General features: G+C 49.5%; 26 protein-coding genes. 16 read left to right on the forward strand and 10 right to left on the reverse strand.

The window, feature by feature from the left end:
- Positions 1-163 precede the first annotated feature (163 nt).
- The 10 genes from B5P39_RS02385 to B5P39_RS02430 all read left to right on the forward strand — a co-directional run bounded on the left by B5P39_RS02385 (position 164) and on the right by B5P39_RS02430 (position 10,277).
- A complete protein-coding gene (locus B5P39_RS02385; RefSeq protein ID WP_088210318.1) occupies positions 164-1,426 on the forward strand; it encodes an efflux RND transporter periplasmic adaptor subunit in 1,263 nt (420 codons plus the stop codon).
- Between the two features lie 95 nt (positions 1,427-1,521).
- Positions 1,522-1,797 (forward strand): hypothetical protein, encoded by a 276-nt coding sequence (locus B5P39_RS02390; RefSeq protein ID WP_088210402.1) that lies wholly within the window; start codon positions 1,522-1,524, stop codon positions 1,795-1,797.
- 100 nt (positions 1,798-1,897) lie between these two features.
- Positions 1,898-2,638: an ABC transporter ATP-binding protein gene (locus B5P39_RS02395; RefSeq protein WP_088210319.1), complete on the forward strand. Its 741-nt coding sequence runs from the start codon at positions 1,898-1,900 to the stop codon at positions 2,636-2,638.
- Between the two features lie 8 nt (positions 2,639-2,646).
- Positions 2,647-3,951, forward strand: coding sequence for an ABC transporter permease (locus tag B5P39_RS02400; protein ID WP_088210320.1), 1,305 nt, complete (start codon positions 2,647-2,649; stop codon positions 3,949-3,951).
- 11 nt (positions 3,952-3,962) lie between these two features.
- Positions 3,963-5,162: an ABC transporter permease gene (locus tag B5P39_RS02405; protein ID WP_088210321.1), complete on the forward strand. Its 1,200-nt coding sequence runs from the start codon at positions 3,963-3,965 to the stop codon at positions 5,160-5,162.
- A 96-nt stretch (positions 5,163-5,258) separates the two neighbouring features.
- The gene (locus tag B5P39_RS02410) at positions 5,259-6,713 is read left to right on the forward strand and encodes a sigma-54-dependent transcriptional regulator (RefSeq protein ID WP_088210322.1); all 1,455 of its coding nucleotides are present in this window, start codon (positions 5,259-5,261) and stop codon (positions 6,711-6,713) included.
- A gap of 41 nt (positions 6,714-6,754) precedes the next feature.
- Entirely contained in the window at positions 6,755-8,422 is a 1,668-nt protein-coding gene (locus B5P39_RS02415; RefSeq protein ID WP_088210323.1) for a sensor histidine kinase, read from the forward strand.
- A 232-nt stretch (positions 8,423-8,654) separates the two neighbouring features.
- Entirely contained in the window at positions 8,655-9,065 is a 411-nt protein-coding gene (locus tag B5P39_RS02420; RefSeq protein WP_088210324.1) for a curli production assembly/transport protein CsgE, read from the forward strand.
- A gap of 10 nt (positions 9,066-9,075) precedes the next feature.
- Entirely contained in the window at positions 9,076-9,471 is a 396-nt protein-coding gene (locus B5P39_RS02425; protein ID WP_088210325.1) for a curli assembly protein CsgF, read from the forward strand.
- A complete protein-coding gene (locus B5P39_RS02430) occupies positions 9,471-10,277 on the forward strand; it encodes a CsgG/HfaB family protein (RefSeq protein WP_088210326.1) in 807 nt (268 codons plus the stop codon). Before B5P39_RS02425 ends, B5P39_RS02430 begins: the two co-directional genes overlap by 1 nt.
- A gap of 58 nt (positions 10,278-10,335) precedes the next feature.
- Here B5P39_RS02430 and B5P39_RS02435 read toward each other — a convergent pair whose 3' ends face one another.
- Together B5P39_RS02435 and B5P39_RS02440 are read right to left on the reverse strand one after the other, a co-directional pair.
- Entirely contained in the window at positions 10,336-10,944 is a 609-nt protein-coding gene (locus B5P39_RS02435) for a TetR/AcrR family transcriptional regulator (RefSeq protein ID WP_088210327.1), read from the reverse strand.
- 21 nt (positions 10,945-10,965) lie between these two features.
- Positions 10,966-12,390 carry a coniferyl aldehyde dehydrogenase gene (locus tag B5P39_RS02440; RefSeq protein WP_088210328.1) on the reverse strand — a complete coding sequence of 475 codons (1,425 nt, stop codon included), beginning with the start codon at positions 12,388-12,390 and terminating at the stop codon, positions 10,966-10,968.
- A 196-nt stretch (positions 12,391-12,586) separates the two neighbouring features.
- Between B5P39_RS02440 and B5P39_RS02445 the strand changes: the two genes are divergently transcribed.
- From B5P39_RS02445 to B5P39_RS02455, 3 genes are all read left to right on the forward strand, one after another.
- Positions 12,587-12,985, forward strand: a complete 399-nt coding sequence (locus B5P39_RS02445) for an STAS/SEC14 domain-containing protein (protein ID WP_011621668.1) — start codon at positions 12,587-12,589, stop codon at positions 12,983-12,985.
- A gap of 19 nt (positions 12,986-13,004) precedes the next feature.
- Positions 13,005-13,436 (forward strand): universal stress protein, encoded by a 432-nt coding sequence (locus tag B5P39_RS02450; RefSeq protein ID WP_011621669.1) that lies wholly within the window; start codon positions 13,005-13,007, stop codon positions 13,434-13,436.
- 163 nt (positions 13,437-13,599) lie between these two features.
- The gene (locus B5P39_RS02455) at positions 13,600-14,037 is read left to right on the forward strand and encodes a universal stress protein (protein WP_088210329.1); all 438 of its coding nucleotides are present in this window, start codon (positions 13,600-13,602) and stop codon (positions 14,035-14,037) included.
- 2 nt (positions 14,038-14,039) lie between these two features.
- Here B5P39_RS02455 and B5P39_RS02460 read toward each other — a convergent pair whose 3' ends face one another.
- Both B5P39_RS02460 and B5P39_RS02465 read right to left on the reverse strand, forming a co-directional pair.
- A complete protein-coding gene (locus B5P39_RS02460; RefSeq protein ID WP_088210330.1) occupies positions 14,040-14,897 on the reverse strand; it encodes a substrate-binding periplasmic protein in 858 nt (285 codons plus the stop codon).
- Between the two features lie 121 nt (positions 14,898-15,018).
- Complete coding sequence (locus B5P39_RS02465) at positions 15,019-15,570, reverse strand: DUF924 family protein (protein ID WP_088210331.1); 552 nt, start codon at positions 15,568-15,570, stop codon at positions 15,019-15,021.
- Positions 15,571-15,768: 198 nt separating this feature from the next.
- Between B5P39_RS02465 and B5P39_RS02470 the strand changes: the two genes are divergently transcribed.
- From B5P39_RS02470 to B5P39_RS02480, 3 genes are all read left to right on the forward strand, one after another.
- Positions 15,769-16,104, forward strand: coding sequence for a winged helix-turn-helix domain-containing protein (locus B5P39_RS02470; protein ID WP_011621673.1), 336 nt, complete (start codon positions 15,769-15,771; stop codon positions 16,102-16,104).
- Positions 16,101-17,576 carry an NAD(P)/FAD-dependent oxidoreductase gene (locus B5P39_RS02475; protein ID WP_088210332.1) on the forward strand — a complete coding sequence of 492 codons (1,476 nt, stop codon included), beginning with the start codon at positions 16,101-16,103 and terminating at the stop codon, positions 17,574-17,576. Before B5P39_RS02470 ends, B5P39_RS02475 begins: the two co-directional genes overlap by 4 nt.
- Before the next feature lie 96 nt (positions 17,577-17,672).
- On the forward strand, positions 17,673-18,038 hold the full coding sequence (locus tag B5P39_RS02480; protein ID WP_088210333.1) for a hypothetical protein: 366 nt from the start codon (positions 17,673-17,675) through the stop codon (positions 18,036-18,038).
- On the opposite strand, the gene B5P39_RS02485 is transcribed toward B5P39_RS02480, so the two are convergent.
- The 6 genes from B5P39_RS02485 to B5P39_RS02510 form a co-directional block, all read right to left on the reverse strand.
- A complete protein-coding gene (locus B5P39_RS02485; RefSeq protein WP_088210334.1) occupies positions 18,035-18,376 on the reverse strand; it encodes a DUF2956 domain-containing protein in 342 nt (113 codons plus the stop codon). The genes B5P39_RS02480 and B5P39_RS02485 overlap by 4 nt on opposite strands.
- Positions 18,377-18,458: 82 nt before the next feature.
- Complete coding sequence (locus tag B5P39_RS02490; protein WP_088210335.1) at positions 18,459-19,277, reverse strand: heme ABC transporter ATP-binding protein; 819 nt, start codon at positions 19,275-19,277, stop codon at positions 18,459-18,461.
- A gap of 11 nt (positions 19,278-19,288) precedes the next feature.
- The gene (locus B5P39_RS02495) at positions 19,289-20,305 is read right to left on the reverse strand and encodes a FecCD family ABC transporter permease (protein ID WP_088210403.1); all 1,017 of its coding nucleotides are present in this window, start codon (positions 20,303-20,305) and stop codon (positions 19,289-19,291) included.
- 17 nt (positions 20,306-20,322) lie between these two features.
- A complete protein-coding gene (locus tag B5P39_RS02500; RefSeq protein WP_088210336.1) occupies positions 20,323-21,246 on the reverse strand; it encodes a hemin ABC transporter substrate-binding protein in 924 nt (307 codons plus the stop codon).
- Between the two features lie 90 nt (positions 21,247-21,336).
- Positions 21,337-21,774 (reverse strand): ExbD/TolR family protein, encoded by a 438-nt coding sequence (locus B5P39_RS02505; RefSeq protein WP_088210337.1) that lies wholly within the window; start codon positions 21,772-21,774, stop codon positions 21,337-21,339.
- Entirely contained in the window at positions 21,771-22,508 is a 738-nt protein-coding gene (locus B5P39_RS02510) for a MotA/TolQ/ExbB proton channel family protein (RefSeq protein WP_088210338.1), read from the reverse strand. The genes B5P39_RS02505 and B5P39_RS02510 overlap by 4 nt, the downstream gene beginning before the upstream one ends.
- Positions 22,509-22,556 lie beyond the last annotated feature (48 nt).

The raw sequence follows: 22,556 nt of genomic DNA on the forward strand, positions 1-22,556 counted from the left end.
CCTCTGTGTCCGCGGACACTTTTATCTTGAGTTTCACTTAACTTTATGAAAATAAATGCTTTAATTAAGTTGGCATAGGCGTTGCTTTTACTGGTTATCGATTTTTAATAGTGTCCGTAGCGATGGGCCTATCCAGCCCTACGACAGGGAAGCGAGAAACGCCATGATTAAAGATACCAGCGGCCAAGATAAAGTCCTTGTGCCATCGACCGCCAAACGCCTCAAGTTGCCTCTGATGATTGGCGGCTGCACCTTACTGGTTAGCGCCTTAGTGTGGGCCAGTTTTGGTAGCGATAAAGTTAGCCAGTCCATCAGCCGTAGCGAGCTCACTACCGCCACTTTATATGTTGGCACGCTCACTCGAGATGTGGCCACCACGGGCAAAATTGTTGCCGCCAATGCACCGATTCTCTACAGCACCGAAGAAGGCACAGTAACGCTATTGAGCAACCCCGGTGATAGCGTTAGCAAAGGTGATGTGGTCGCAAAGCTGGATAGTCCAAGATTAACCAATCAATTAGAGCAGGCGAAATCACTATTGGCGGGATTAGAGAGCGCCCTTGAGCGTGCCAAGCTAGACGCCAGACGTAACCAATTACAAGTCAATCAAACCTTAGACATGGCCTCGGTCGATTTGGAAGCCGCCGATCGGGAGAGCCGTCGCGGGGATTTATTGATCCAGTCTAAACTGATCAGCCAAATCGACTATGAGAAGGGCAAGGACGATCTGCACAAGGCAAAACTCAAGTTTAAGCATGCGGAGCAGGAAGTGGCCTTAACCAAGGATACCTTAACCTTTGAGGTGAAAAACAAGGCCTTGGAAATGGAGCGTCAGAGTTTGGCGGTGAAAGAGCTTGAGCGTCAGGTCGACGCCTTAAATATCAAGGCGCCGGTGAGCGGCATTATTGGTAACTGGTTGACCGAGCAAAAAACACGTCTGAGCGCCAATCAGCCCATCCTGACCGTGGTCGATTTAAGTGCCTATGAGGCCGAGTTGGCGGTGCCAGAATCCTACGCCGACGAGTTAGGACTCGGAATGGAGGTCGAACTGAGCTTCGGTGAAGTCAAACTCATGGGCAAGTTATCCTCGATTTCCCCCGAAGTGCGTAACCGTGAAGTGACCGCCAGAGTGCAGTTTGTCCAGAGCGAAAGCTTGAAGCTGCGCCAAAACCAACGGATCTCCGCCCGAGTCTTACTCGAACACAGGGCGAATGTGTTGATGGTTAAACGCGGTGCCTTTATGACCAGCGGTGGCGGTGATGAGGTGTATCAAGTCGAAGGCGATATTGCTACCCGCCGCGACATTAAGCTCGGTAGCACTAGCATGAGTCAGGTTGAAGTGATCGAAGGCGGCAAAGCGGGTGACGAATGGGTGATCTCCAGTGTTGAGCCCTTCAACCATGCTGAACAGGTCAAAATGCATTGATGACCGATAGTCAAAAATTACTTATTAATCAAATTGATGTAATTAACGCCGCTCTGGCTAAAAAGTCTGCGGCTAAGGTGTACAAGGAGTTCATTATGCGTACTAAAAACGTCGATCTTGGTCTGCTGATGTCATCCAAATTGTTTGGTGTTCTGGCCTTGGCTCTACTGGTCGTGGCGGTTGAACTGGGCATAGGTGAGGCCAATAGCTGGTTTTTCCTCGGTTTAAATATTTTGGAATGGACCAATCCCCTAGAAGAGGTGCGCCAAGTGGGTGATGTCTCGATGGAAAGTGTGAGCTTTATATTCGCCTGTCTCAATGGGGTGTTCGATGCCTTGAGTGGGGTTGTGATGGGCCGTTTTGCGGGGTAATGGCTGTGTGTCAGCCGTTACCGCTTAAAGATAAAGAAAATACTGGCGCGTTTTATAAGCCGTTTGCGCGCAAAGATAAAAATTAATCAAGGAAATTAAAATGTTATCAATGAAGAATATCAGTAAGGTTTTTAAAACGGACTTAGTGGAAACCCACGCACTGCGGGATTTCAACCTTGAGGTGAATGAGGGCGAGTTTGTGGCGGTCACGGGTCCTTCGGGCTCAGGCAAAACCACCTTCTTAAATATCGCAGGCTTGCTCGAAGGCTTCACCCATGGGGATTATTTTTTAGATGGAATTAATGTCTCCAACCTCAGTGATAACAAAAGTGCCGCCGTACGCAACGAGAAGATTGGCTTTATCTTCCAAGGCTTTAACTTGATCCCCGATCTTAACCTCGCGGAAAACATTGAAGTGCCGCTGCGCTACCGTGGTTTTAGTGCCAAGGAGCGTAAACGCCGTGTGGAGCAAGCGCTAGAGCAAGTGGGCTTAGGCGCGCGGATGAAGCATTTACCGACCCAATTATCCGGCGGTCAGCAGCAAAGGGTGGCGATTGCCCGCGCTTTAGCGGGGGAACCCCGTTTTCTGCTCGCCGACGAACCAACGGGTAACCTCGACAGCTTAATGGCGCGCCAAGTGATGGAATTATTAGAGAATATTAACCAGTCTGGCACCACGATCATCATGGTGACCCACGATCCTGAACTGGCCCGCCGTGCCCAGCGCAATATTCAAATTGTCGATGGCCAAGTCTGCGACTTTACCATGTATCAGCCCAATGCGGCTCGCAGCGCAAACCACGGCAGTGTCGATAAACTCGTTGCTAACGCCCAAGGCTAGGAGCGGTTATGTTCTTCTATTACTTAGATTTAGCTTGGCGTAGCATCAAAAAAACGCCTATGTTGTCGGCATTGATGATTATGGCGATTTCCATCGGCATTGGTATCACTATCACCACACTCAACATCTATAAAATGATGTCGATTAACCCTGCGGGGGAGAAATCGGGTCAACTGTTTGCGGTGCAGTTGTGGAGTCAAGGACCTGATGCCTGGGATCGCTTCGATCAACAGATCACCTATCAAGACGGGATGAACTTACTTAAGAGTGATATTCCGAGCCTGCAAACCCCCATGTTTCGCACGGGCGGCGCGGTACAAACCGAAGATCCGGCTTTTTTACCCGTGCTGCAATCTCAGGTTAGGGTAACCAATAACGACTTTTTCCCACTGTTTGGCCTCGAATTCCAATACGGTCATGCATGGGATGACAGTGTCGATAAAGATGCTCGCTACGAAGTGGTGTTGACCGATGAGCTAAATAAGACGCTGTTTGCGGGCCAAAATAGTGTGGGTAAGACGATTTATTTCAATGCTAAGCCCTATCAGGTGGTGGGAGTGCTTAAGCCTTGGGCACCGAGTCCAAACTATTACGATCTTAACAATGGCGCCTTTGGCAATGTGGATACCTTGTTTGTGCCCTACAGTTTGGCACCAATTGAGGAGTACGCCAGTTGGGGTAATACCAACGGCTGGAACTATGAAAGCATCAATAACTATGCACAGCGTTTAACTTCAGAAAAGCATTGGACGCAATATTGGGTGCAACTCGATACGCCTGAGCAAGTGGCCGAGTACCGTCAGTGGGTACGCCAATATATTGAACAACAAAAGAAATTAGGCCGCTTTAGCTCACCTAAGGCCGATGTACAGTTGTCCGATGTTGACCAATGGTTAGCCATCAATAAAGTGGTGCCTGAGGATAACAAGGTGCTAGTGGGCCTGAGCGCACTTTTCTTAATTGTCTGTTTAGTCAATATGTTAGGTTTATTGCTGTCTAAGTTTTTACGCCGTGCTCCCGAGATCGGTGTGCGCCGCGCCATTGGCGCCAGCCAAGGGCAGATCTTTGCCCAACATATGGTGGAAGTGTCCTTGATGGGATTATTCGGCGGTTTGCTCGGCTTAGCTTGGGCCTGGGGCTCACTGATGCTGCTGACGAAGAAGTTTCAGTTGGAGGCGTCTTTAACTCACCTCGATACCAGTATGTGGTTGATAGCACCTTTGATCGCGATTTTGGCGGCAGTGGTGGCTGGCATCTACCCCGCGTGGCGTGTGTGTACGACTAACCCAAGTGTTTATCTTAAGAGCCAATAATCGGGGGCAATATGTTACATATCAAACCTATTCTTAGCAGTTTATTACGCAGTAAAAGTGGCCCCTTGTTGCTGTTATTACAGATCATTTTATCTGTGGCTATCGTCGCTAATGCCAGCTTTATTATCGCCGAGCGCCTGAATTTAATGGCGCGGGATTCGGGGATTGTTGAAAGCGAAGTCTTCGATTTCAGTATTTATCATTTTGATAAATCAACGGATTTAGTTGCGCAGGATAAACGAGATTTAGAGATCATCCGTGCGATCCCGGGCGTTATCGATGTGGCGCCCACCTCTATGGCTCCCCTGAGCGGTGGCGGTTGGTCGAGTAACTTTACGCTTGGGCCGGAGGAGCGCGCTAAATCTACGCCCAATACGGGCATGTATATGAGTGATGAGCATTTCATCAACTCCCTAGGACTGAAGTTAGTCGAAGGACGCAACTTCTATTCCCAGGAGATCACCACTGAGTTGTTGGAAGATGGTGGCAAGATGATCGTCACTAAAGCCTTTGCCGATAAGGTATGGCCAAATGAGACTGCGCTTGGCAAGAGCGTATATATGGGCACGCAGCACTTTGTGGTGATTGGGGTGTTGGAGCGCTTACAAACGGCGTGGGTAGATAACAAAAACCTAGAGTTTAGCTCAGTGTTGTCGGTGAATTATCCCGCTGACTATAAACGCTATTTAGTGAGAGCTAAGTCGAGCGATATGGCTCGCCTCAAGGAAGTCATTCCCGAGCTGCTGCACAAGGAATATCCGAGCCGCGTGGTCGAAGGATTTACGACCATGGGAGAGCGCCGTATCGAGGCGTACCGTGACCATGAGTTAATGGCAACCGTACTGACCATGATGGTGGTGTTACTGCTGCTGATCACATCCCTTGGGGTGACAGGCATGGTGATGTTTAATATCCAGCGCCGCACTAAGCAAATTGGAACTCGCCGCGCGTTAGGGGCGAAAAAAAGGGATATTATCAGCTACTTCCTCGTAGAGAACTATCTGCTTTGCTTGCTCGGCGGTGGCATTGGTGTGCTGTTAGCGATTCAGCTCGGCCAGCAATTGATGAGTCTCTATAGCCTGCCGATGCTGGAGATAATCTATCCATTGCTGACTGTGGCGGGGCTGTTTGCGGTAACCACCCTTGCGGTGTACTTGCCAGCTCGCAAGGCCGCTAAGATTTCTCCTGCGACAGCCACCCGCAGTGTTTAAATAGGATGAAGGGCATTAAGTGCAATAACATTAGGATGTTATTGCACTTTTTGTTACTTTAAGGTTAATAGTTTTACTCTGGACGCACATGCTCACATGGACACTATTCTGATTGTCGACGACAACCATGCCATCTGTCAGGCCTTGGGCTTAATGCTGGAGATCAATGGTTATCAGGTGTTGACTTGTCATACGCCCGAAGATGCCCTTAGCCTAATGGCAACCCAAGATGTTGATTTGGTTATCCAAGATATGAACTTCACCCGCGATACCACCTCGGGTGAAGAAGGGCGGCAGTTGTTTTATGCCCTGCGTGAGCGTCAGCAAGATCTGCCGATCATCCTGATGACGGCGTGGACTCAGCTCGAAACAGCGGTCGAGTTAGTTAAAGCGGGCGCCGCCGATTATATGGGCAAACCGTGGGATGATGCTAAGTTACTCAACAGTATTACGAATTTAATTGCGTTACATAAACTTGCCCGTGCAAACCAGCAGCTCGAACGGGTGAATTCCCAGCGTCAGGTGGCGATCGCCGATGCGGATCTCTGCGGAATCGTGTTTGGCAGTGGCGCCATGCAGCGCTGTATCGACTTAGCCTTACAACTGGCGCGCTCCGATGTGTCTGTGTTGATAACCGGCCCCAATGGTGCGGGTAAAGACAAGCTTGCCGATATTATTCACGCCAATTCCCCCTTAAAAAACAAACCGTTTATCAAGGTGAATGTGGGCGCCTTGCCGATGGAGTTACTCGAAGCCGAACTCTTTGGTGCCGAGGCGGGGGCTTTTACCGGCGCTAATAAGGCGCGCATTGGTCGCTTTGAAGCGGCCGATGGCGGCACGCTGTTTTTGGATGAAATTGGCAATTTACCTCTGTCGGGCCAAGTGAAATTGCTGCGGGTATTACAAACCGGGGAGTTTGAGCGCTTAGGCAGCCATAAAACCTTAAAGGTGAAAGTGAGGGTGATCAGTGCGACTAACGCCGATCTGGCCCAAGATATTGCCGAAGGACGTTTCCGTGAGGACTTATTCTATCGTTTGAATGTGATTGAATTGGCTTTACCGCCGCTGAATCAACGAATTGACGATATCTTGCCCTTAGTGAAGCATTTTGTCGGCGAAGGTTTTAGCCTGAGTAAACCAGCGCAGCAAGCCCTGTTGCAGCACCGCTGGCCGGGCAATGTGCGCGAGTTGGAAAACGCCTGCAAACGTGCGGCGCTGTTGGCCAAAAGCCGAGTGTTAACCGAAGTCGATTTTGGTTTACCGCCCGCGCATGCCCACCATCAAACTAGCCATCAAACGAGTCATCATGCTAGCCATATGAGTGTCGCGCCCCTTGGGCAGACTCGGCCCTTAGTCTCGCCATCAGAGATGCAATCTCTGGCGAATCCGCCGATTGAGCAGGAGAGCAATGAGGCGACGGATGTGAGCCGTGAGCAGATTGAAATGGCCTTAAGGCAACACAAGGGCGTGATTGCGCGCGTGGCCAAATCCTTAGGGCTGAGTCGCCAAGCCTTGTATCGTCGTATGGACAAGTTTGGCTTAGAGAAGTAACGATTGGCGGCGTAATGGGTGGCGATTAGGCGGGAATTAACGTGCTACTGCGAACAAAATTAATCATTTATTCAACAGTTTGTTGTGCTTTGGGTGTGTTACTAACCCTAGGCGCCATGAGTTATCGCTCGTCAGTTTCCTCTCTTGTGGAGGATGCTCCCCACACCTTGCCCGATATTACCGTGCCCGAGCTGGATTTGGCACAGCTCGAAGATGCGGTGGCCGCAATCGAATCGACGATTAAGGATACTGAGCAATTTCAAAAGGCACTCTCATTGCAGGAGCGCTTGAAGACAGAGCAAATCAAACACGAGTTGCAAAAGTTAGAGCAACTTAAGCAAGAGCAAGTGCAGATTAAGCTCTATAAACTCGATCGTTTGAAGGACGGGCTTTTTAGTCCCGCCCCCCATCCTATTGAGGCACCACCAATGGTTGCGCCGGTTGAACCTGTGCTCCCCGCCGAATTTAGCCTGTCGGAACACACTCAGTCGATGCCGGCAGTATTTGATATGCTGCTGATCTTGCTGCTGGCCTGTGGTAGCTGCGCGCTTGGGGTTGCTTGGTTTACCCGCCATTTAGCTCGCAGTCTCAATGCCTTAGAGGTTGGTTTGCTCAACTTTAACGACAATGACTTTAGCGTGAGCATTCCGGCAAATGGTGAAGGGCAGCTAAAAGCATTGGCGGAGTTATTCAATGATTCGGCGGCTAAGCTGCGCCAAGAGCGGCAATATATTTACCAGCGGGAATTGCTGCTGGATAAGGTGATTCAAAGCTCTCCGAATGTGATGCTGCTGTTTAACGATCACCAGAAACTCATGTATGCCAACGATGCGGCGCGGCATCTTTTTCATATCAAAGGCAAGATGGAAGGCTTGAGCCTCGACGAGCTGCTGCAAGACTTGCCCGAAGCGCTTGCCTTGGCCCTTAAGCAAGAAAAGAGCGGCCTGTTTACCATGGGTGAGGATGATACTGAGACTTGGTATCTGAGCCGTGGCCAGTTTTTACTGAATAACCAACAGCATAACTTAATCTTGCTCAAGCAGATGACCCGAGAACTCAATCGTCAGGAAGTGGCGGTATGGAAGAAGGTGATCCGCATTATCAGCCATGAGTTGAATAACTCTGTTGCGCCCATCGCCTCCATGGTGAACTCGGGGCGTTTACTGACGAAAGATCTCGATAATCCCAAGCTTAAGCTGATATTCGATACCATAGAGAGTCGAACGAATCACTTGAGCCAGTTTATTTTCAATTATGCGCGCTTTGCTAAACTGCCTTTACCGCAGCGACGTGATGTGCCGTGGCAGCAGCTTATCGAACATTTAACCCAACATTATCCTTTTACCTTAGCCAATGAGTTACCCGCTGAGATGGGCTATTTCGACCAAGGGCAAATGGAGCAGGTCTTGCTGAATTTACTGAAAAATGCCCATGAATCAGGTTCCAATCCCGATGAAGTCACTCTCTCGATTCGCCATCAAACCATGGTGGATGGGGCGGGCTTTAGTATCAAAATCGAGGATCGCGGCAGCGGTATGTCCGAGGAAGTGTTAGAGCAAGCCCTCTTACCCTTTTACTCGACTAAACAATCGGGCACGGGTTTAGGTCTGCCCCTTTGCCGCGAAATTATCGAAGCCCACGATGGCAGCATTAGCATGCATAATCGCAGCGACGGCGGTCTGTCGGTACATTTGTGGCTGCCGCAATAAACCGCCTTTAAGTGTGTATCAAGAGGTTTCACTCCTCAACCGAATGTATTACCCAAATGGGCTATTTTGCGGTTTTTACCTTAGCTTTTCGGGCTAATTTGCCCCTCCCTCTAATGACGACAGATCGGCTGTCCTGTTACCCTGCGTAAGCGAAAATGTTGACTAAGGGCTTGTCCTTGGTTCGGCTTTGGATATCGCGCAATGGGTGGCTTTCATCAACAGGGAGAGGAAAGTGAGATCGTTAAAAAAGCGGTTATTCGTCTGCATCTTGTGTCCCTTGCTGTTTGTCAGTTCCCCCAGTGTTTTGGCCGATGATGACATTGAAATCAGTGGATTAGTCATAGACAGAACCTTAACCCGTTTTGGTAAGGATTTTGGCTTTTACTATTCAAGTTATTGGCGCGAATTGCCCTTTACCCAAGGCTTTAACGTGACCCTGTATGAAACCGTGTTTCCGCAGGCGGGCACGGTTTTAACCTTGGAGGTCAACGGTACGCGCATCTATACCACGCACTTTGGTCGCCGCGCCAATCCGATTAAGGAAAGCGCAGAGCAGGCCATATTGCTGACCATTGATTACTTAGCTCAGGTTCGAGCTAATGCCATTACGGGTGATTTTTCAGGAACAACGGACGACTTTTAGGATAATAATAATGACTTACAGGACGTTACTTTCTCTTGCCGTGCTCTGCATGGCATGCACAAGCCAAGCAACCGAATTAATCTATACCCCTGTGAATCCCAGCTTTGGCGGTAATCCGCTCAATGGCGCCTTTCTGCTGAATAAAGCGCAGGCTCAAAACGATAACAAAGCCAGCTCGACCGAGAAGGACTTTGTTACCCGCTTTAAGGAATCCTTAGAACGTAACATCATTAACTCTATCACCCGTGGCGTGGCCGATGGGGAGATCACCGATGGCGTGTACGATACCGGTGATTTTCGTATTGAAGTGGCTTCCACTGGCACTGGGGTGATGCTGACCATCACTAATATCGAAACCGGTGAAGTGACAGTGATTGAAATGCCAACCTTCGGAGGCGGAAACTAATGACTCGTTTCATCTTTATCGCCCTGATGCTGCTGAGTATGTCAGCCTGTAGCTTGATCCCAAAGCCTGACTTAAATATCACGCCCGCACAGGTGAACCCCGTGAGTGAGGTGATGAAGGGATTACAGAGTCAGCCTGGGCCTAAGTTTCCTATCCCTGTGGCCGTGTATTCATTTCGCGACCAAACGGGCCAGTATAAGCCTCAGGCGAACGTGAGTTCCTTCTCCACGGCGGTCACGCAAGGGGCAACCTCTATGTTGATGCAAACCTTGCTCGACTCGAAATGGTTTACCCCCGTCGAGCGTGAGGGCCTGCAAAACCTACTGACCGAGCGCAAAATCAGCAACAAACAAAATGGCACTAAGGGCGATGATATTCCGGTGTTATCGACGGCGAGATTGCTATTAGAAGGTGGCATTATCAGCTACGAGACCAACACCAGCACCGGCGGCACAGGGGTGGAATACTATGGCATTGGCGCCTCGGAAATGTACCGTGAGGATTTAGTCACTATCTATCTGCGCGCGGTCGATGTGCACACGGGTAAAGTGATGATGTCTGTATCTACGAGTAAAAGGGTACTTTCGCAGGAAATGCGTGCAGGCCTGTTCCGCTATACCAGTTTGAATCGTTTGGCCGAGGCGGAAGTCGGTTTTACCACTAACGAACCCGTGCAGTTTTGCGTGCTGCAGGCCATCGAACTCGCGGTCGCCGAGTTGATTGATAAGGGCATTAAGCAAGGTTATTGGAGTCAGGCTCAGGTGACACAACCCGCAGAAAGACAGCAGGAGTTGAGCCAAGGTTAATTCCCATTGCGATAACAAGCACCGAGCCAGCGACATGTCTGGCTCGGTTTTTTTATGGTTAATCGGACTGTAACGCCTTCCAAAACAGCGCAAAGCTGGCATCGCGGTAATGCTTATCTTTGCCTAATTCTGGATTATCGATAAAAAAGCGCGTGGCGGCCAAGTATTGGCCGTGACAGTTTTCAAGCATTAAATCAACGGGATAGTGAGCAATCAACCCCATCAGTTGTCCCTGTTTTATCAATTGCGCGATAAACCCTAAGATGCTGTTCATCGCCTGCTCGCGAATATTCAGTGCTATCTGCGGCGACATAGAATACTGCTGGAAAAACAATTGTTTGACTGGGTTTTCAATCGACCAATCGATCGCACTCTGCCAAAGCGTTTCGGCATTATGTTTAAGATCTTGCCCCTCACCGACCTTTAACAACAAGGCATCGGCAAATTCTTGCTTGATGGTAAGAAACAGGCTTTCCATCAATGCTTCCTTGGTCGGAAAATGGTGGAACAGAGTGCCCGTGGCGACGCCCGCCTGCTTGGCTATCGATGCGGTCGAGGTGCCATGAAACCCTTGGTCGACAAATAAGCGTAAGGCGGTTTCCAAAATGGCCTGACGTTTATCTGTCATGGGTTTAGTGTCTGTATCTGTTGGTAATAAGCTCGGCATAACCCCTCCTAAGCGCCCGTATTAGCGTAAAAACAGCTTCATCAACATCCGTTGGATAAAAGTACCATAGGGAGGGTGGACAAACTTACCCGTGTTGAAGCGACCTCGACTAAGTACGGTTTTGGCGTGGCTAAAGGTCAGGAATCCTTCCTTGCCGTGGTAATGCCCCATCCCCGATGGGCCTATACCGCCAAAGGGGGCATCGTCGGCGGCCACATGGAACACGGTTTCGTTGATGCACACACCGCCGGAATGAGTTTGCTTGAGGATTTTTTGTTGGCTTGCTTCATCAAAGCTCATCACATACAGGGCTAAGGGGCGAGCACGATGGTTCACGTAGCTAATGGCCTCATCTAGGCTGTCATAACCAATCACTGGCAGCAGTGGGCCGAAGATTTCCTCTTGCATGAGTAGCATATCTTCAGTGGTGTCGGTAATGAGCTGAGTCGCGAGTTTACGATGCTGGCTATCAATCACGTCATTCGAGGCGGGGATCACCTTAGCCCCTTTAGCCTTGGCATCCTCAAGCACGGTTAGCAGGCGCTCAAACTGGCGGGCATTAATGATGCTGCCGTAATCTTTGCTGTGGGTAATGGCGCCATACATGGCCTGGAATTTCGTCTGATAGGCTTGGATAAACTCTGCCACTTTCGCCTTAGGACAAAGCACATAGTCAGGGGCTACACAGATTTGTCCAGCATTCAAACACTTACCATAAATCATTCGTTCTACTGCTATCTCAAGTGGCATATCGGGGGCGATAATCACTGGCGACTTACCACCCAGTTCGAGGGTCACAGGTGTGAGATTATTGGCGGCGGCGCGCATCACATGGCGACCGACTGTGGTTGAACCGGTGAACAGCAGATGATCGAAGGGCAGGGCTGAAAACTGCGCCGCGACATCGGCTTCCCCTTCGACCACGGCAACATGGGATTCTTCAAATACTTCGGCAAGTAATTGCTTAATGACGCTATTGGTCGCGGGAGTGAATTCCGACAGTTTGAGCATGGCATGGTTGCCTGCAGCGATGGCCGTGACTAAGGGACCGATGGAGAGCATGACGGGAAAGTTCCAAGGCACGATTATCCCAATAACTCCCAGTGGTTGATAATGCACTTTCACTTGGGCGGGGGCGAGTAAGATGCCCGCATGGCGGCGGCTTGGCTTGAGCCATTTCTTCAAGTTTTTCAGGCTGTAATTGATGTTATTGACCACGGGCATAATGTCGGAAATCAAGCTGTCGTCGACCGATCTATGGCCATAGTCCTGTGACAGCGCTTCGACGAGTGACTGTTGGAATTTCAACAAAGTAGCCTTAAGGCGGATTAAGCGTTCTTTACGGATAGCATAATCGGGATTCGGCGCCGCCAAGTAACTTGCACGTTGGCGTTGGAGTAACTCGGTGAGTGACGAGATTTTTGCTGGGTCTGTTGCCATATTCATAGTGATCCCTCTGATGCAAGTCTGAGCTGATGAAGCGATTTGTGGCGTATAAAAATAAACCGACTGATTAGTCGGTTTATCCTAGCGAACAGCGTGAGCATTCGCAAGTGTTCTGGTGTATTTATGAGCAAGATCACGGCCCGAAGTGGGCTTAACTTCTACACTGAAATAGTAGTTGGTTAAACAAGGAGTGGGTATGACTTTGTTAAAGCATGGAATTTCTGTTGGCATTGAGCGTTATGGCGACGATGATTTTTTTGTTGCCTTTAAAGCCGTTGGCACTTTAACTCATCAGGATTATGAGATGATGGTGCCCGTGCTCGAAGCCGCGTTAGCTGGAGTAAAAGATCCCGATATTTATGCCCTAGTCGATGTGACTGAGCTCGATGGTTGGGAACTTCAAGCCGCTTGGGACGATCTAAAACTAGGGGTTAAGCATGTTCGCCACTTTGAGCGGATTGCCATTGTCGGTAAAACGACTTTACAGGAAGTCATGGCGAAGCTGGCAAACTGGTTTACTCCTGCTGAGGTTAAGTTTTTTGTCGATAAGCTGGATGCCATTACTTGGCTCAAAGATGAGCTTCACGATGACTAGCCATTAAGGAGAACAGATTATGCGTTCAGGTCAAATACTCTGGCCCACCGATTTTTCGGAAACTGCGGCCCATGCGCTACGTTATGCTATTGAAATGGCAAATCTATACCATGTAGGGCTAAAGATTTTACACGTTGTAGAGCAACCCTTGGGTGACGAAAACTATATGATCTTAGCGATCACTCCCGAAGAACTCGCTAAGAGTATGGAAGAAGCCGCCGCAACTAAGATGCAGGCTTTACTCGAGGGCCTTAAAACCGAATTACCTATCACGACCTTAATTCGCCGTGGCGATCCCGTCGATCAGATCCTCGAAGAGGCGAATGGCAAAGACGTGGGCATGGTAGTGATTGCCAGCCATGGCAGGACGGGGATCTCGCACTTTTTACATACCAATGTCGCCGAGGCCGTTGCCAATGGCGCCGCATGCCCCGTACTGGTAGTAAAATAACGTTTAACAGAGGTACAAGAGGGCGCTAAGGCGCCCTTTGTTTTTGATTGCTAAAGCATAATTAATTTTACGCCCTAGCTGCTTGTGCCGATTTACTGCTATAAAATACAGATTATCAGCCCCCATTTATTGGGCGAAACAACCATAAGCGATGGATAAGATCATGCGTACTCAAGAAGTGTTATGCCCGACGGACTTTTCGGCGACTGCCACCCATGCTCTTAAATATGCGGTTGAAATGGCGAATCTTTATCAGGTGGATATCCGCTTGTTACATGTCGTTAGCCCCGCACGAAGCGCCCATTTTTACGGTGTGGCAGTGGAGACGCCTGCGACATTAGAGCAACAGCTCGCTGAATTTGTTGAACAAAAAATGCAAAGCCTACAGCTGGAGATGCAGCAGGGATTAAAATCAGGTCTGAGTATCAAACCCGTCATTCGCCATGGTGATGCCAGTGAAGAAATTCTCGCCGAAGCCTCCGATGTAGGCATGGTGGTCATTGCCAGCCATGGTAGCACTAGCTTAATGGACTTTTTAAAACCCCATGTGAGTCAAGATGTGGTGCGACTCGCTAAGTGCCCGGTACTAGTCGTTAAGTAGGATCAGAGCGGATCATGCTTTAACACTGTGTGGTCGAGCAGGGTATTTGAGGCCTCGGCATCGTTGTCGAGGGACACGAAACGTCGATATTTTTCCTGTAGCGCGTTGATGGTTCCATCCTCGGTGATCTGCTTCAATCCCAGATTAAAGTCATCCCGAATTTGTTCATTTAAAAAGGCAAATTTATATTCCGTTGGCGGGAAAATACGATTGCAAATAGCCACTTGCTTGATTTCCGCCTCGGTCAATTTCCCCTCGATAAATGCCTGCTTGAGATAGTATTTAAAAATGTTCTTATCCATCACTACCACATCGGCCCTGTGTTTCATCAACATATAGACCTGTTGTATTTGCCTCGCCTGTTCTTGATAACCGCTGTTGGCTTTTGCCATCAGGCTAAATTCCTCGCCGAGCAACACTGAGGCCCGTTGAAAGGCGACTACCTTTTTATTGGCAAGGTCTTGAACACTGTTGATAGCGAACTTATGTTCATCGAGGCTGATGGCACAGTTTTGATAGCGGATCGCGACGTCGGAGTAGAATACGTTATCTACCATGCCTTCTTTGATGTTGATAATGCCGTCGAGATTGCCCTTTCGGAGTTCATGGAAAGTGCGGGCTAAGGGTAAATAATGAATGCTGGCATTATGTCCCTTAACGGCGAGGGCTTTGTAGAGTAATTCAAGCTCTAAGCCACTATCGGTCTCTTGAATCACATAGGGAGGGATTGACACACTGACCCCTATTTTGAGTTCATCAGCTTTGCTTGTAAGGGGATGAAATAGGGCGATTAGCCCCATTAGTGGGTAACGAATATGGCAAAATTTAGCGTAAGCCGAAGCAAGGTTAACCTGTCTCATCACTCATCAATACCTCTTAGTGAGTCACCAACCAGTTTTGGCCGCTCCATGACCTACTGCAATAAGTGTAGTTTGCTAATTTATAGTCTTGTTTAATTTATTTAGCAAAGGCGCAAGAACCTTAGAAAGAGGACCCCGGCTGGGTTAAAAAGGCGAGTTCATCGGCGGTGGATTCTCTGCCTAATATCTTGTTTCGATGAGGATAACGGCCAAATCTGTCAATGATGGCTTTGTGTCTAAGCTCAAATTCTAAATTGGCGATTGCCGCTTCTCGATTGAATAACTTTTCGGCGACCTGATGAATGACGGCCGACTCGCTATGCATGTATGGCATAAATAAAAAGGGCACTTGTTTTGGCTTAAGTGCTAGGTCAACCTGCTGAGCCACAGCCTCTTGGGCTAGGACGAGCGCGATAGCGTCGGCCTCAAAGGCGGCGGGCGTGTCGCGATAGATATTTCGGGAGAATTGATCCAGCACTATGATTTCGGCTAACCGTCCCTGAGGGGTGACGCGCCAATCGGCAAGCTCGCCCCGTTTCGCTTGTTTAAGCAACTCTTCAAAACGGGACTGGATAAGGGCGTCAAACTCGTGATCTTTTATCCACCAAGATTTAGGTGAGATTTCCTCAAACCAGAAATGCAGCACTTGCTCCGCAGTAATAATGTGGCTCATCGCTTGTTCCCATCGATTGACTCCTTTTAGAAATAACAGCGATGGGGGGATAAACACAAGTCAATGATGCAAAATTGTTCAATATTGGTAGGTGTAGCGCTGTAAAATCTGCCTAATAATTTGCGCTGAGGCTATTTCTTATTCACTGAATATCAAGTAGTTTTATTGTCTCTTGGTTAATATTTGGATCGCTCCGTTATGCCCCTAGAAGTTGCAGCCACTCAATCGATGTCGAAACAGCATAAGGCATTTTTGCGTAAGCTATATTTAGCGCATTTAATGGATGATGAACGGCATAACCTTTTATCACTCAATAAGTTAACTGGAATGCCGCGGCGCACGCTGCAGGATTCTATCGCCGCATTTGAAGATATTGGCATTCGAGTCGAGTTTGTGCAGGACGGCAGTCGTAACAATGCGGGTTATTATCGTATCGTTACTTGGGGGCCCATAAGCAGCGCCTGGGTTGATACCCATGTTGATGAAATTGCCGCAATTATTGGGGTTAATGCCTCGAGTGAAACCTTGGCGTGAAAGAGCGCGGATTTTGGTTCGACACTGAGGCTAAGTTAATTCGACGAGCCGTTTTACCGCCCTTAGAGCAGGATATAAGCGCCGATGTTGCCATTATCGGAGCGGGGTATTCCGGGCTTTGGACAGCCTATTATCTAAAACAATACCAGCCAAATCTGTCAGTGGTTATCCTTGAGGCCGAATGCATAGGCCAAGGTGCATCCGGTCGAAATGGCGGTTGGTTGATGGGCAGTTTCAGTGGCGATGTCGCCTATCTTAATCGGCTTGAGGGCGAGCAGCGCCTTAGCGCTAAAGCCATTATTCAAGCAACTATTTCTGAAGTGGCCACAGTTTGCGCCAAGCATCATATCGACTGTGATTTACACCACGGCGGTAACCTGCGGGTGGCGGCGCGTTATCCAGAGCAATTAGCCAATATTAAAGCCGAATTAGCGCAGTGGCGCGCAGAAGGTTTTGGTGAAGAAGATATTCGTTGGCTGGATAAGACTGATCTCGATAAGCAAGTATCTATGGCCGAGGGCCAAGCGGCACTTTTTACTCCCCATTGCGCGCGAATACACCCGGCGAAACTCGTCTGTGGTTTGGCTGATTTGGTGCAACGCTTAGGAGTGAAGATCTACGAGCACACCCCAGTAAATCACATGGCGCATCTTGGTGATGCACAAACCTTATTGCAAACACCAAAAGGACGAGTTCGTGCGACGATTGTGGTGCCCGCAGTGGAAGGTTATCTGCGTCAGCTTAGTGGACTGGGGCGATTTACCTTACCTGTGCAGAGTCTACTTATCGCCACCGAGCCGTTAACGGATGCCACATGGGATGCAATTGGCTTAGCCAATCGCGCGACCTTTAGTGATGCCAGCCGCATAGTGACTTATGGCCAGCGTAGCCCTGATAATCGGCTGATATTTGGTGCCCGTGGCGGTTATGGCTTTGGCGCGAAAATACGCACCGAATTTGGTTTTGACCCTAAACTGTTTAACGGGAAATTTCCTGCAAACCAAAGCCTACCTCAGCGTACTTTCGAGGGCGAATTTGGTTTCCGTTATCAATTACTATTGGCGTTATTTCCTCAACTTAAGGGCGTGCAAATTACCCATGGTTGGGGCGGAACGTTAGCCTTGGCGAGGCGTTTTGCTCCCCATGCCATTTTTGATAAGAGCCTGGGTTTAGGTCTGATTGGCGGCTATGGTGGGGAAGGTGTCGGGGCGGCAAACCTATTTGCCCGCACGCTGGTGGACTTACTATTAGGGCGTGATACACAGCTTGCATCGATGCCTTGGGCGTTTAATGCTCCAGTTCAACAGGTATTAGCCCCCTGGGAGCGCGAGCCTTTACCTTGGCTCGCATACCATGGCATGAATAAGATTTTTGCGTGGGAAGATAGGCTCTACAGTCAGCCAAAGAGTGCGGCTTGGCAAAAAGGTTTAGCTAAGCGGCTCGCGAATCGATTAGAAGGCTTAATGAGTTAATCTACTTATAAACCAGAGAGTTAATCAGGCCATTATCGATTCATCTTTTTAATAAACGATTTATTCATACACGATAACTACTTTGATGATCCGAATATGTTAACCGAACAGTTTTTTCTACAGGGCCGCTTTAAGCTGGAGACCATTCCCCATGAAATGCGCATGTCCCATTGGGTATATGCGCCGAGATTAACCGACACGCAAAGCGGGCAAGTGCTGCTCGACCTTGTCGGCCAGTGCTGGGATTGTCAGTCTGCCATTGAGCGGGATAATACGCTTTGTCTAACACTCGATGGCTACCCCGACAGAGCCAGCTGGCTCGAGTTGGCCTTTTTCCCCGAGACGGGGCGAGTCCAGCTAAAGGCTGGCAATATCAATGCTAAGGCACTAATGGCACAAGCGTTTTTGCCTCAGGAGCTGACTAGCTACCTTGATAGGTTACGCGCGAATATCCTCAGTTAAAGGAAGATATAAGCCCCAAAGCCCAGCCAACTGAGGAGTAACAAGGCGATGGCTGCCCAAGCAACAGGAGTAAATTGAGTCTGCGGCAGCGAAAAATCTTCGCCTTCATCTATTTCGTCAGCCGCGCTCGCTTGTTGGTTTCTGGCCCTTAGTTGTTGTTTTCTCAGTTTATCGCGCTCACGGGCCTTGGCTTTTTGGCGTTTTTTGTATTCGGCAATGCCTTTTTCAATCCCCTGCGCGATAAGCTTAGTCTGTTCCTTCGTTTGCCCCGGTTTTTGCGTGGCTTTGGCAATGCTTAAGGCGTCTTGCTGCGTCTCTGTGGAAATCGTGGTTTTCATCTGCTCAATGTACTGGCGATATCGATTGGCACGATTATACCCTTAACCTTAAGTGAAAAAGCTTAGCGAGTTTGATTTCGGATTAAAAAATCAATGGATAACCGCCCTGTGGTGCAGGAATAAACTCAGGTTCATAATCCCATACTTGCCGAATTATCTCGGCCGATAAAGCTTCCTTTGCCGAGCCTTCACTGACGATTTCCCCCTGCTTGAGGACAATAACTCTATCGCTGTAACGGGCGGCCTGATTGAGATCGTGTAGTACCACAATCACAGTGTAGGCGTGCTTGTGGGCGAGATTTTTTGCCAGCGCTAATACCTTGTGTTGCTGCGCCAGATCCAGTGCCGAGGTAGGTTCATCGAGCAGTAAAATCGGCGGGAAAGGAGATTGGCTCAACTGAGTTAATACCCGCGCCAGTTGCACCCTTTGTTTTTCGCCGCCCGAAAGGGTGGGGTAACTACGCTGTGCCAAGTGCAATATCTCCACCTCAGTGAGCCATTTGGTCACTAGATGTTGTCCCGCCTGTTGGCTCAGCGTGAGGGGATACAAGCCCATGGCGACCACTTCATTCACCTTAAAGGGAAAGGTTAAACTCGCGTGCTGTGGTAGCACAGCGAGCGATTTTGCCAGTTCAGCCCTTGGCCAATCGGCAAGCGGACAGTGGCCAAGCCGGATGCTGCCGCGCGCGGCGGGGATCTCTTGGCACAGTGCCTTTAACAGTGTGGACTTACCCGCGCCATTCGGTCCTAACAGAGCGGTGACACTGCCCGGTTGAAATTGCACACAAATGTCTTTTAACACCGCCTTATTGCCGATAGCGTAGCTGAGTCTATCCACGCTTAATTGGGTACGTTCAAAATGTTGTTTAGCGACGGGCGCAGCCGATAAGCTCATAGCCATGGAGTTCTCGCTTAGATTAATTTGCTGCGTTGTTGCAGGAGTAAAAAGATAAAGAATGGGGCGCCAATGAGCGCTGTCACTAAGCCAACAGGCAGTTCCGCAGGGGGTAAAAAGGCGCGCGCGCCGATATCGGCAAGTGCCAACAAGGCGGCACCTAAAAGAGCGCTCATGGGGAGGAGGCGTTGATGATCTGGCCCCAGCAACATACGCACTAAATGGGGCACTACTAAGCCAATAAAACCGATAATGCCCGTTGCCGCAACACTGACGCCGACCCCTAAGGCGCAGAGCAAGATGAGTCTCAGCTTGAGTGAATCAACATCAATCCCTAAATGCCTAGCCTCGGCTTCACCGAGTAGCAGGGCATTAAGCGCCTTAGCATCACGATTAAATTGCCAGCTGAGCAGTGCCAGCACGACTAAACACAAACCCACATATTGCCATTGTGCGCCGGCAATACTGCCCATCTGCCACAGGGTTAAGTCCCTGAGCGCCATATCATTGGCTAAATAGGTCAATACACCAATCCCAGCTCCGGCGAGCGCGGCAACGGCGACACCTGATAAGAGCAATAACACGACCGATGTGCCTAAAGCGCTGCTGGCAAGACGATAGACGATAAGAGTAGTGATTAAACCAGAGGCAAAAGCACTGACAGAAATCATGACCGATTCGGCGTGGGGGAATAGCACTATGCAGATGGCCGCACCTAATGCCGCGCCGGATGACACGCCAATAATCCCTGGATCCGCCAAGGGGTTACGAAACAACCCCTGCATCACCGCACCGCATTGGGCCAACATAGCCCCAACGGCAAGGGCGAGTAAGGTGCGAGGTAAGCGGACATTGCTGACAACCAGTTGCTCGTGGGGCGCGAGATTGCCAATATTTTGTTCCGTGGCCCAATTAAATACCGCGCTGAGGGAGTCGATAAGGCTGATATTCACAGGCCCGACACTGACGGAAAGCAAGCTGCTGAGGAGTAGCAGCATTGCCATGGTGGGCCATAGCCAGCGATGTTGTAACATACTCATCAGCCCTAACATTATTGATCTTGCTTGAGCAAAGTGGCGGCCAAGTCTTCAGCCGCTCCGATAGCACTAATGCCTAATCCGCCGAGTAAGGCTTGCGGCGCAAGGGTTTGGATATGGCCATTTTTGCCTGCGGGAGTATGGGCGAGTAATGGCATTTCCTTTAACAGTGCTTGCGCGGTTTGTTCATCCGTTTGTGCATCGCTCTGCTCGCTGCGCGTAGAGAGTAAAATCACATCGGGCTGGAGTGAGAGTATGCCCTCTTGGGAGAGACTTTTGTAACCTTCAAAGTCGGCAATATTTTTCCCTCCCGCGAGCGCGATAATGGTATCGGCCGCAGTACCTTTGCCGCCGACGCGGGCGCCGCGTCCTTCCTGTAATAACATAAACAGGATTTTCGGCTGGGCCTGCTGTTGGCTCAATTGCAGTTGCTGTTTATGTAGCCCATCAAGTCTTTGATGCAAATCTTGTTTTAACTGTATAGCTTTGTCTGTGCGTTTCAGTAGCTGAGCTAGGGTATCAATATTGGTCATCAGCTGTTTCTCATCGGCACTTGAGGGTAACTTCACCACCTCAATCTTGGCCTGTTTGAGCACATTAAGGGTGGTTTCTGGGCCCATTACCTCAGAGCCGACAACTAGAGTTGGTGACAACGCCATAATGCCCTCGGCCGACAGCATTCTGTGATACCCCAATTTGGCAATCGATGCCAAGTGCTCGGGAAGGTAGCTGGTCGAATCCACCGCAACCAGCTCGTCGGCGGCATCGAGGGCAAGCACCAACTCAGTCACCCCCGCGCCCGCACTAACCAGTTTTATCTCCTGTGATAAGGCATTGGTCGAGAATAAGGCGGCGAGCGTTGAGAGGGTGAGTGCTTGTAAAAATCGCCGCCACTGATTGACTGATTGATTGGCATGACGATTGGCTTGAAACAACATGGGTAAACTCCTACTTCATCTGTGTGCAAGGCAGGTAAAAGCGACTGCCAAGGAAATGGTTTCGAAAATGTTCTGCTTTAACCTCAGTGATTAATGCTCCATCAAAATTTGCGTCTGGCTGATGGCATTGCCCTGCAAGAGCGCTAACAGCTGCATTAAGGGTTCTACCGGCGCGGCTTTATCTGCGGCGATAATGATACTGGCCTGAGGATGGCGTTTTAATAGTTCTTCAAATGCCAAGCTGAAGGCGCTTAAGTCGGAATAGGTCTCACCGTTTAGCGCCCAGTGGGGAGCGCTTGCCATAATATTGATGGCGATGGATTGTTTCGGTTCGACGGCCGAGATGGCGCTGCTTGGGCTTTGCGGCACTTCCACGGGTAAACTCATCAAACGGCTATTGGCGGTGAGCAATAGAAACACTAAGACGATAAAAATAATGTCAATTAATGCTGTTAGATCGATACTCGGCAGGGGCTCTAAGGCCGAGATCCCCGCTTGAGGTAATGAGGCTCTATTGGCACTGATCATGGCTGTGACTCGAGTTGAGTGTTAGATGCGGGTTTAGCGCGATTAACGTCGGCAAAAGCCTGATAGTGATTCTGCTCGAGGGCGATATGTTCAACCCCCGATAGCCACAAATTGAGTTGATTCAATACATGACTCACTTTTACGCACTGACTATGGGCCCAGATCCCAAACAAATGGGCGGCGGTAATGGTCGGCACAGCAATAATCAGGCCCGCTGCCGTGGTGTTCATCGCCAGCCCAAGCCCTGCACTGAGCTGTGCTGGGGTGACTGGACCTTGGGATTGCCCTAACTGGGCAAACATTTCAATCAGCCCCAGTACCGTCCCCAGTAAACCGAGCAATGGGCTAATAATCCCAATCACTTGCAGTAACTTGAGACCCGCTTGTAAGTCCCTTTGCTGCTTGTTCAGCCACAGGCTGAGTAATTCTTCCCTGAGCGGCTTTGGCTTATCGGCTTGTTTTAGCAGTAAATTGGCGCCCCTTGTCAGTAAGTCCTGCTGACGATTCGTACTATTGATAAGCGCTTGAATAGTTTCACTGTTGGCCTTGGCATCGGATTGACGCAGCGTTTTCACCCAAGCCTGTTTTTTGGGCGACATAGATGCAAAGGATTGCTGTAAAAATAAGGCGCTACGTTCGAGGCAAATCATTAACGCGATAAAAGCGCAGATAAGTAGCGGCCAAGTCAGGGCGCCGAGTTGAGCCTGTAGGGTGGAAAAGTCAGTCATGGGCATTAAGCCTCTTAGGTTAAATTCTTTATTTAATAATGGGTTATTAAGCTA

Origin of the sequence: Shewanella sp. Shew256 (genome assembly GCF_002196695.1) — a bacterium.
Taxonomy (GTDB): domain Bacteria; phylum Pseudomonadota; class Gammaproteobacteria; order Enterobacterales; family Shewanellaceae; genus Shewanella; species Shewanella mangrovisoli.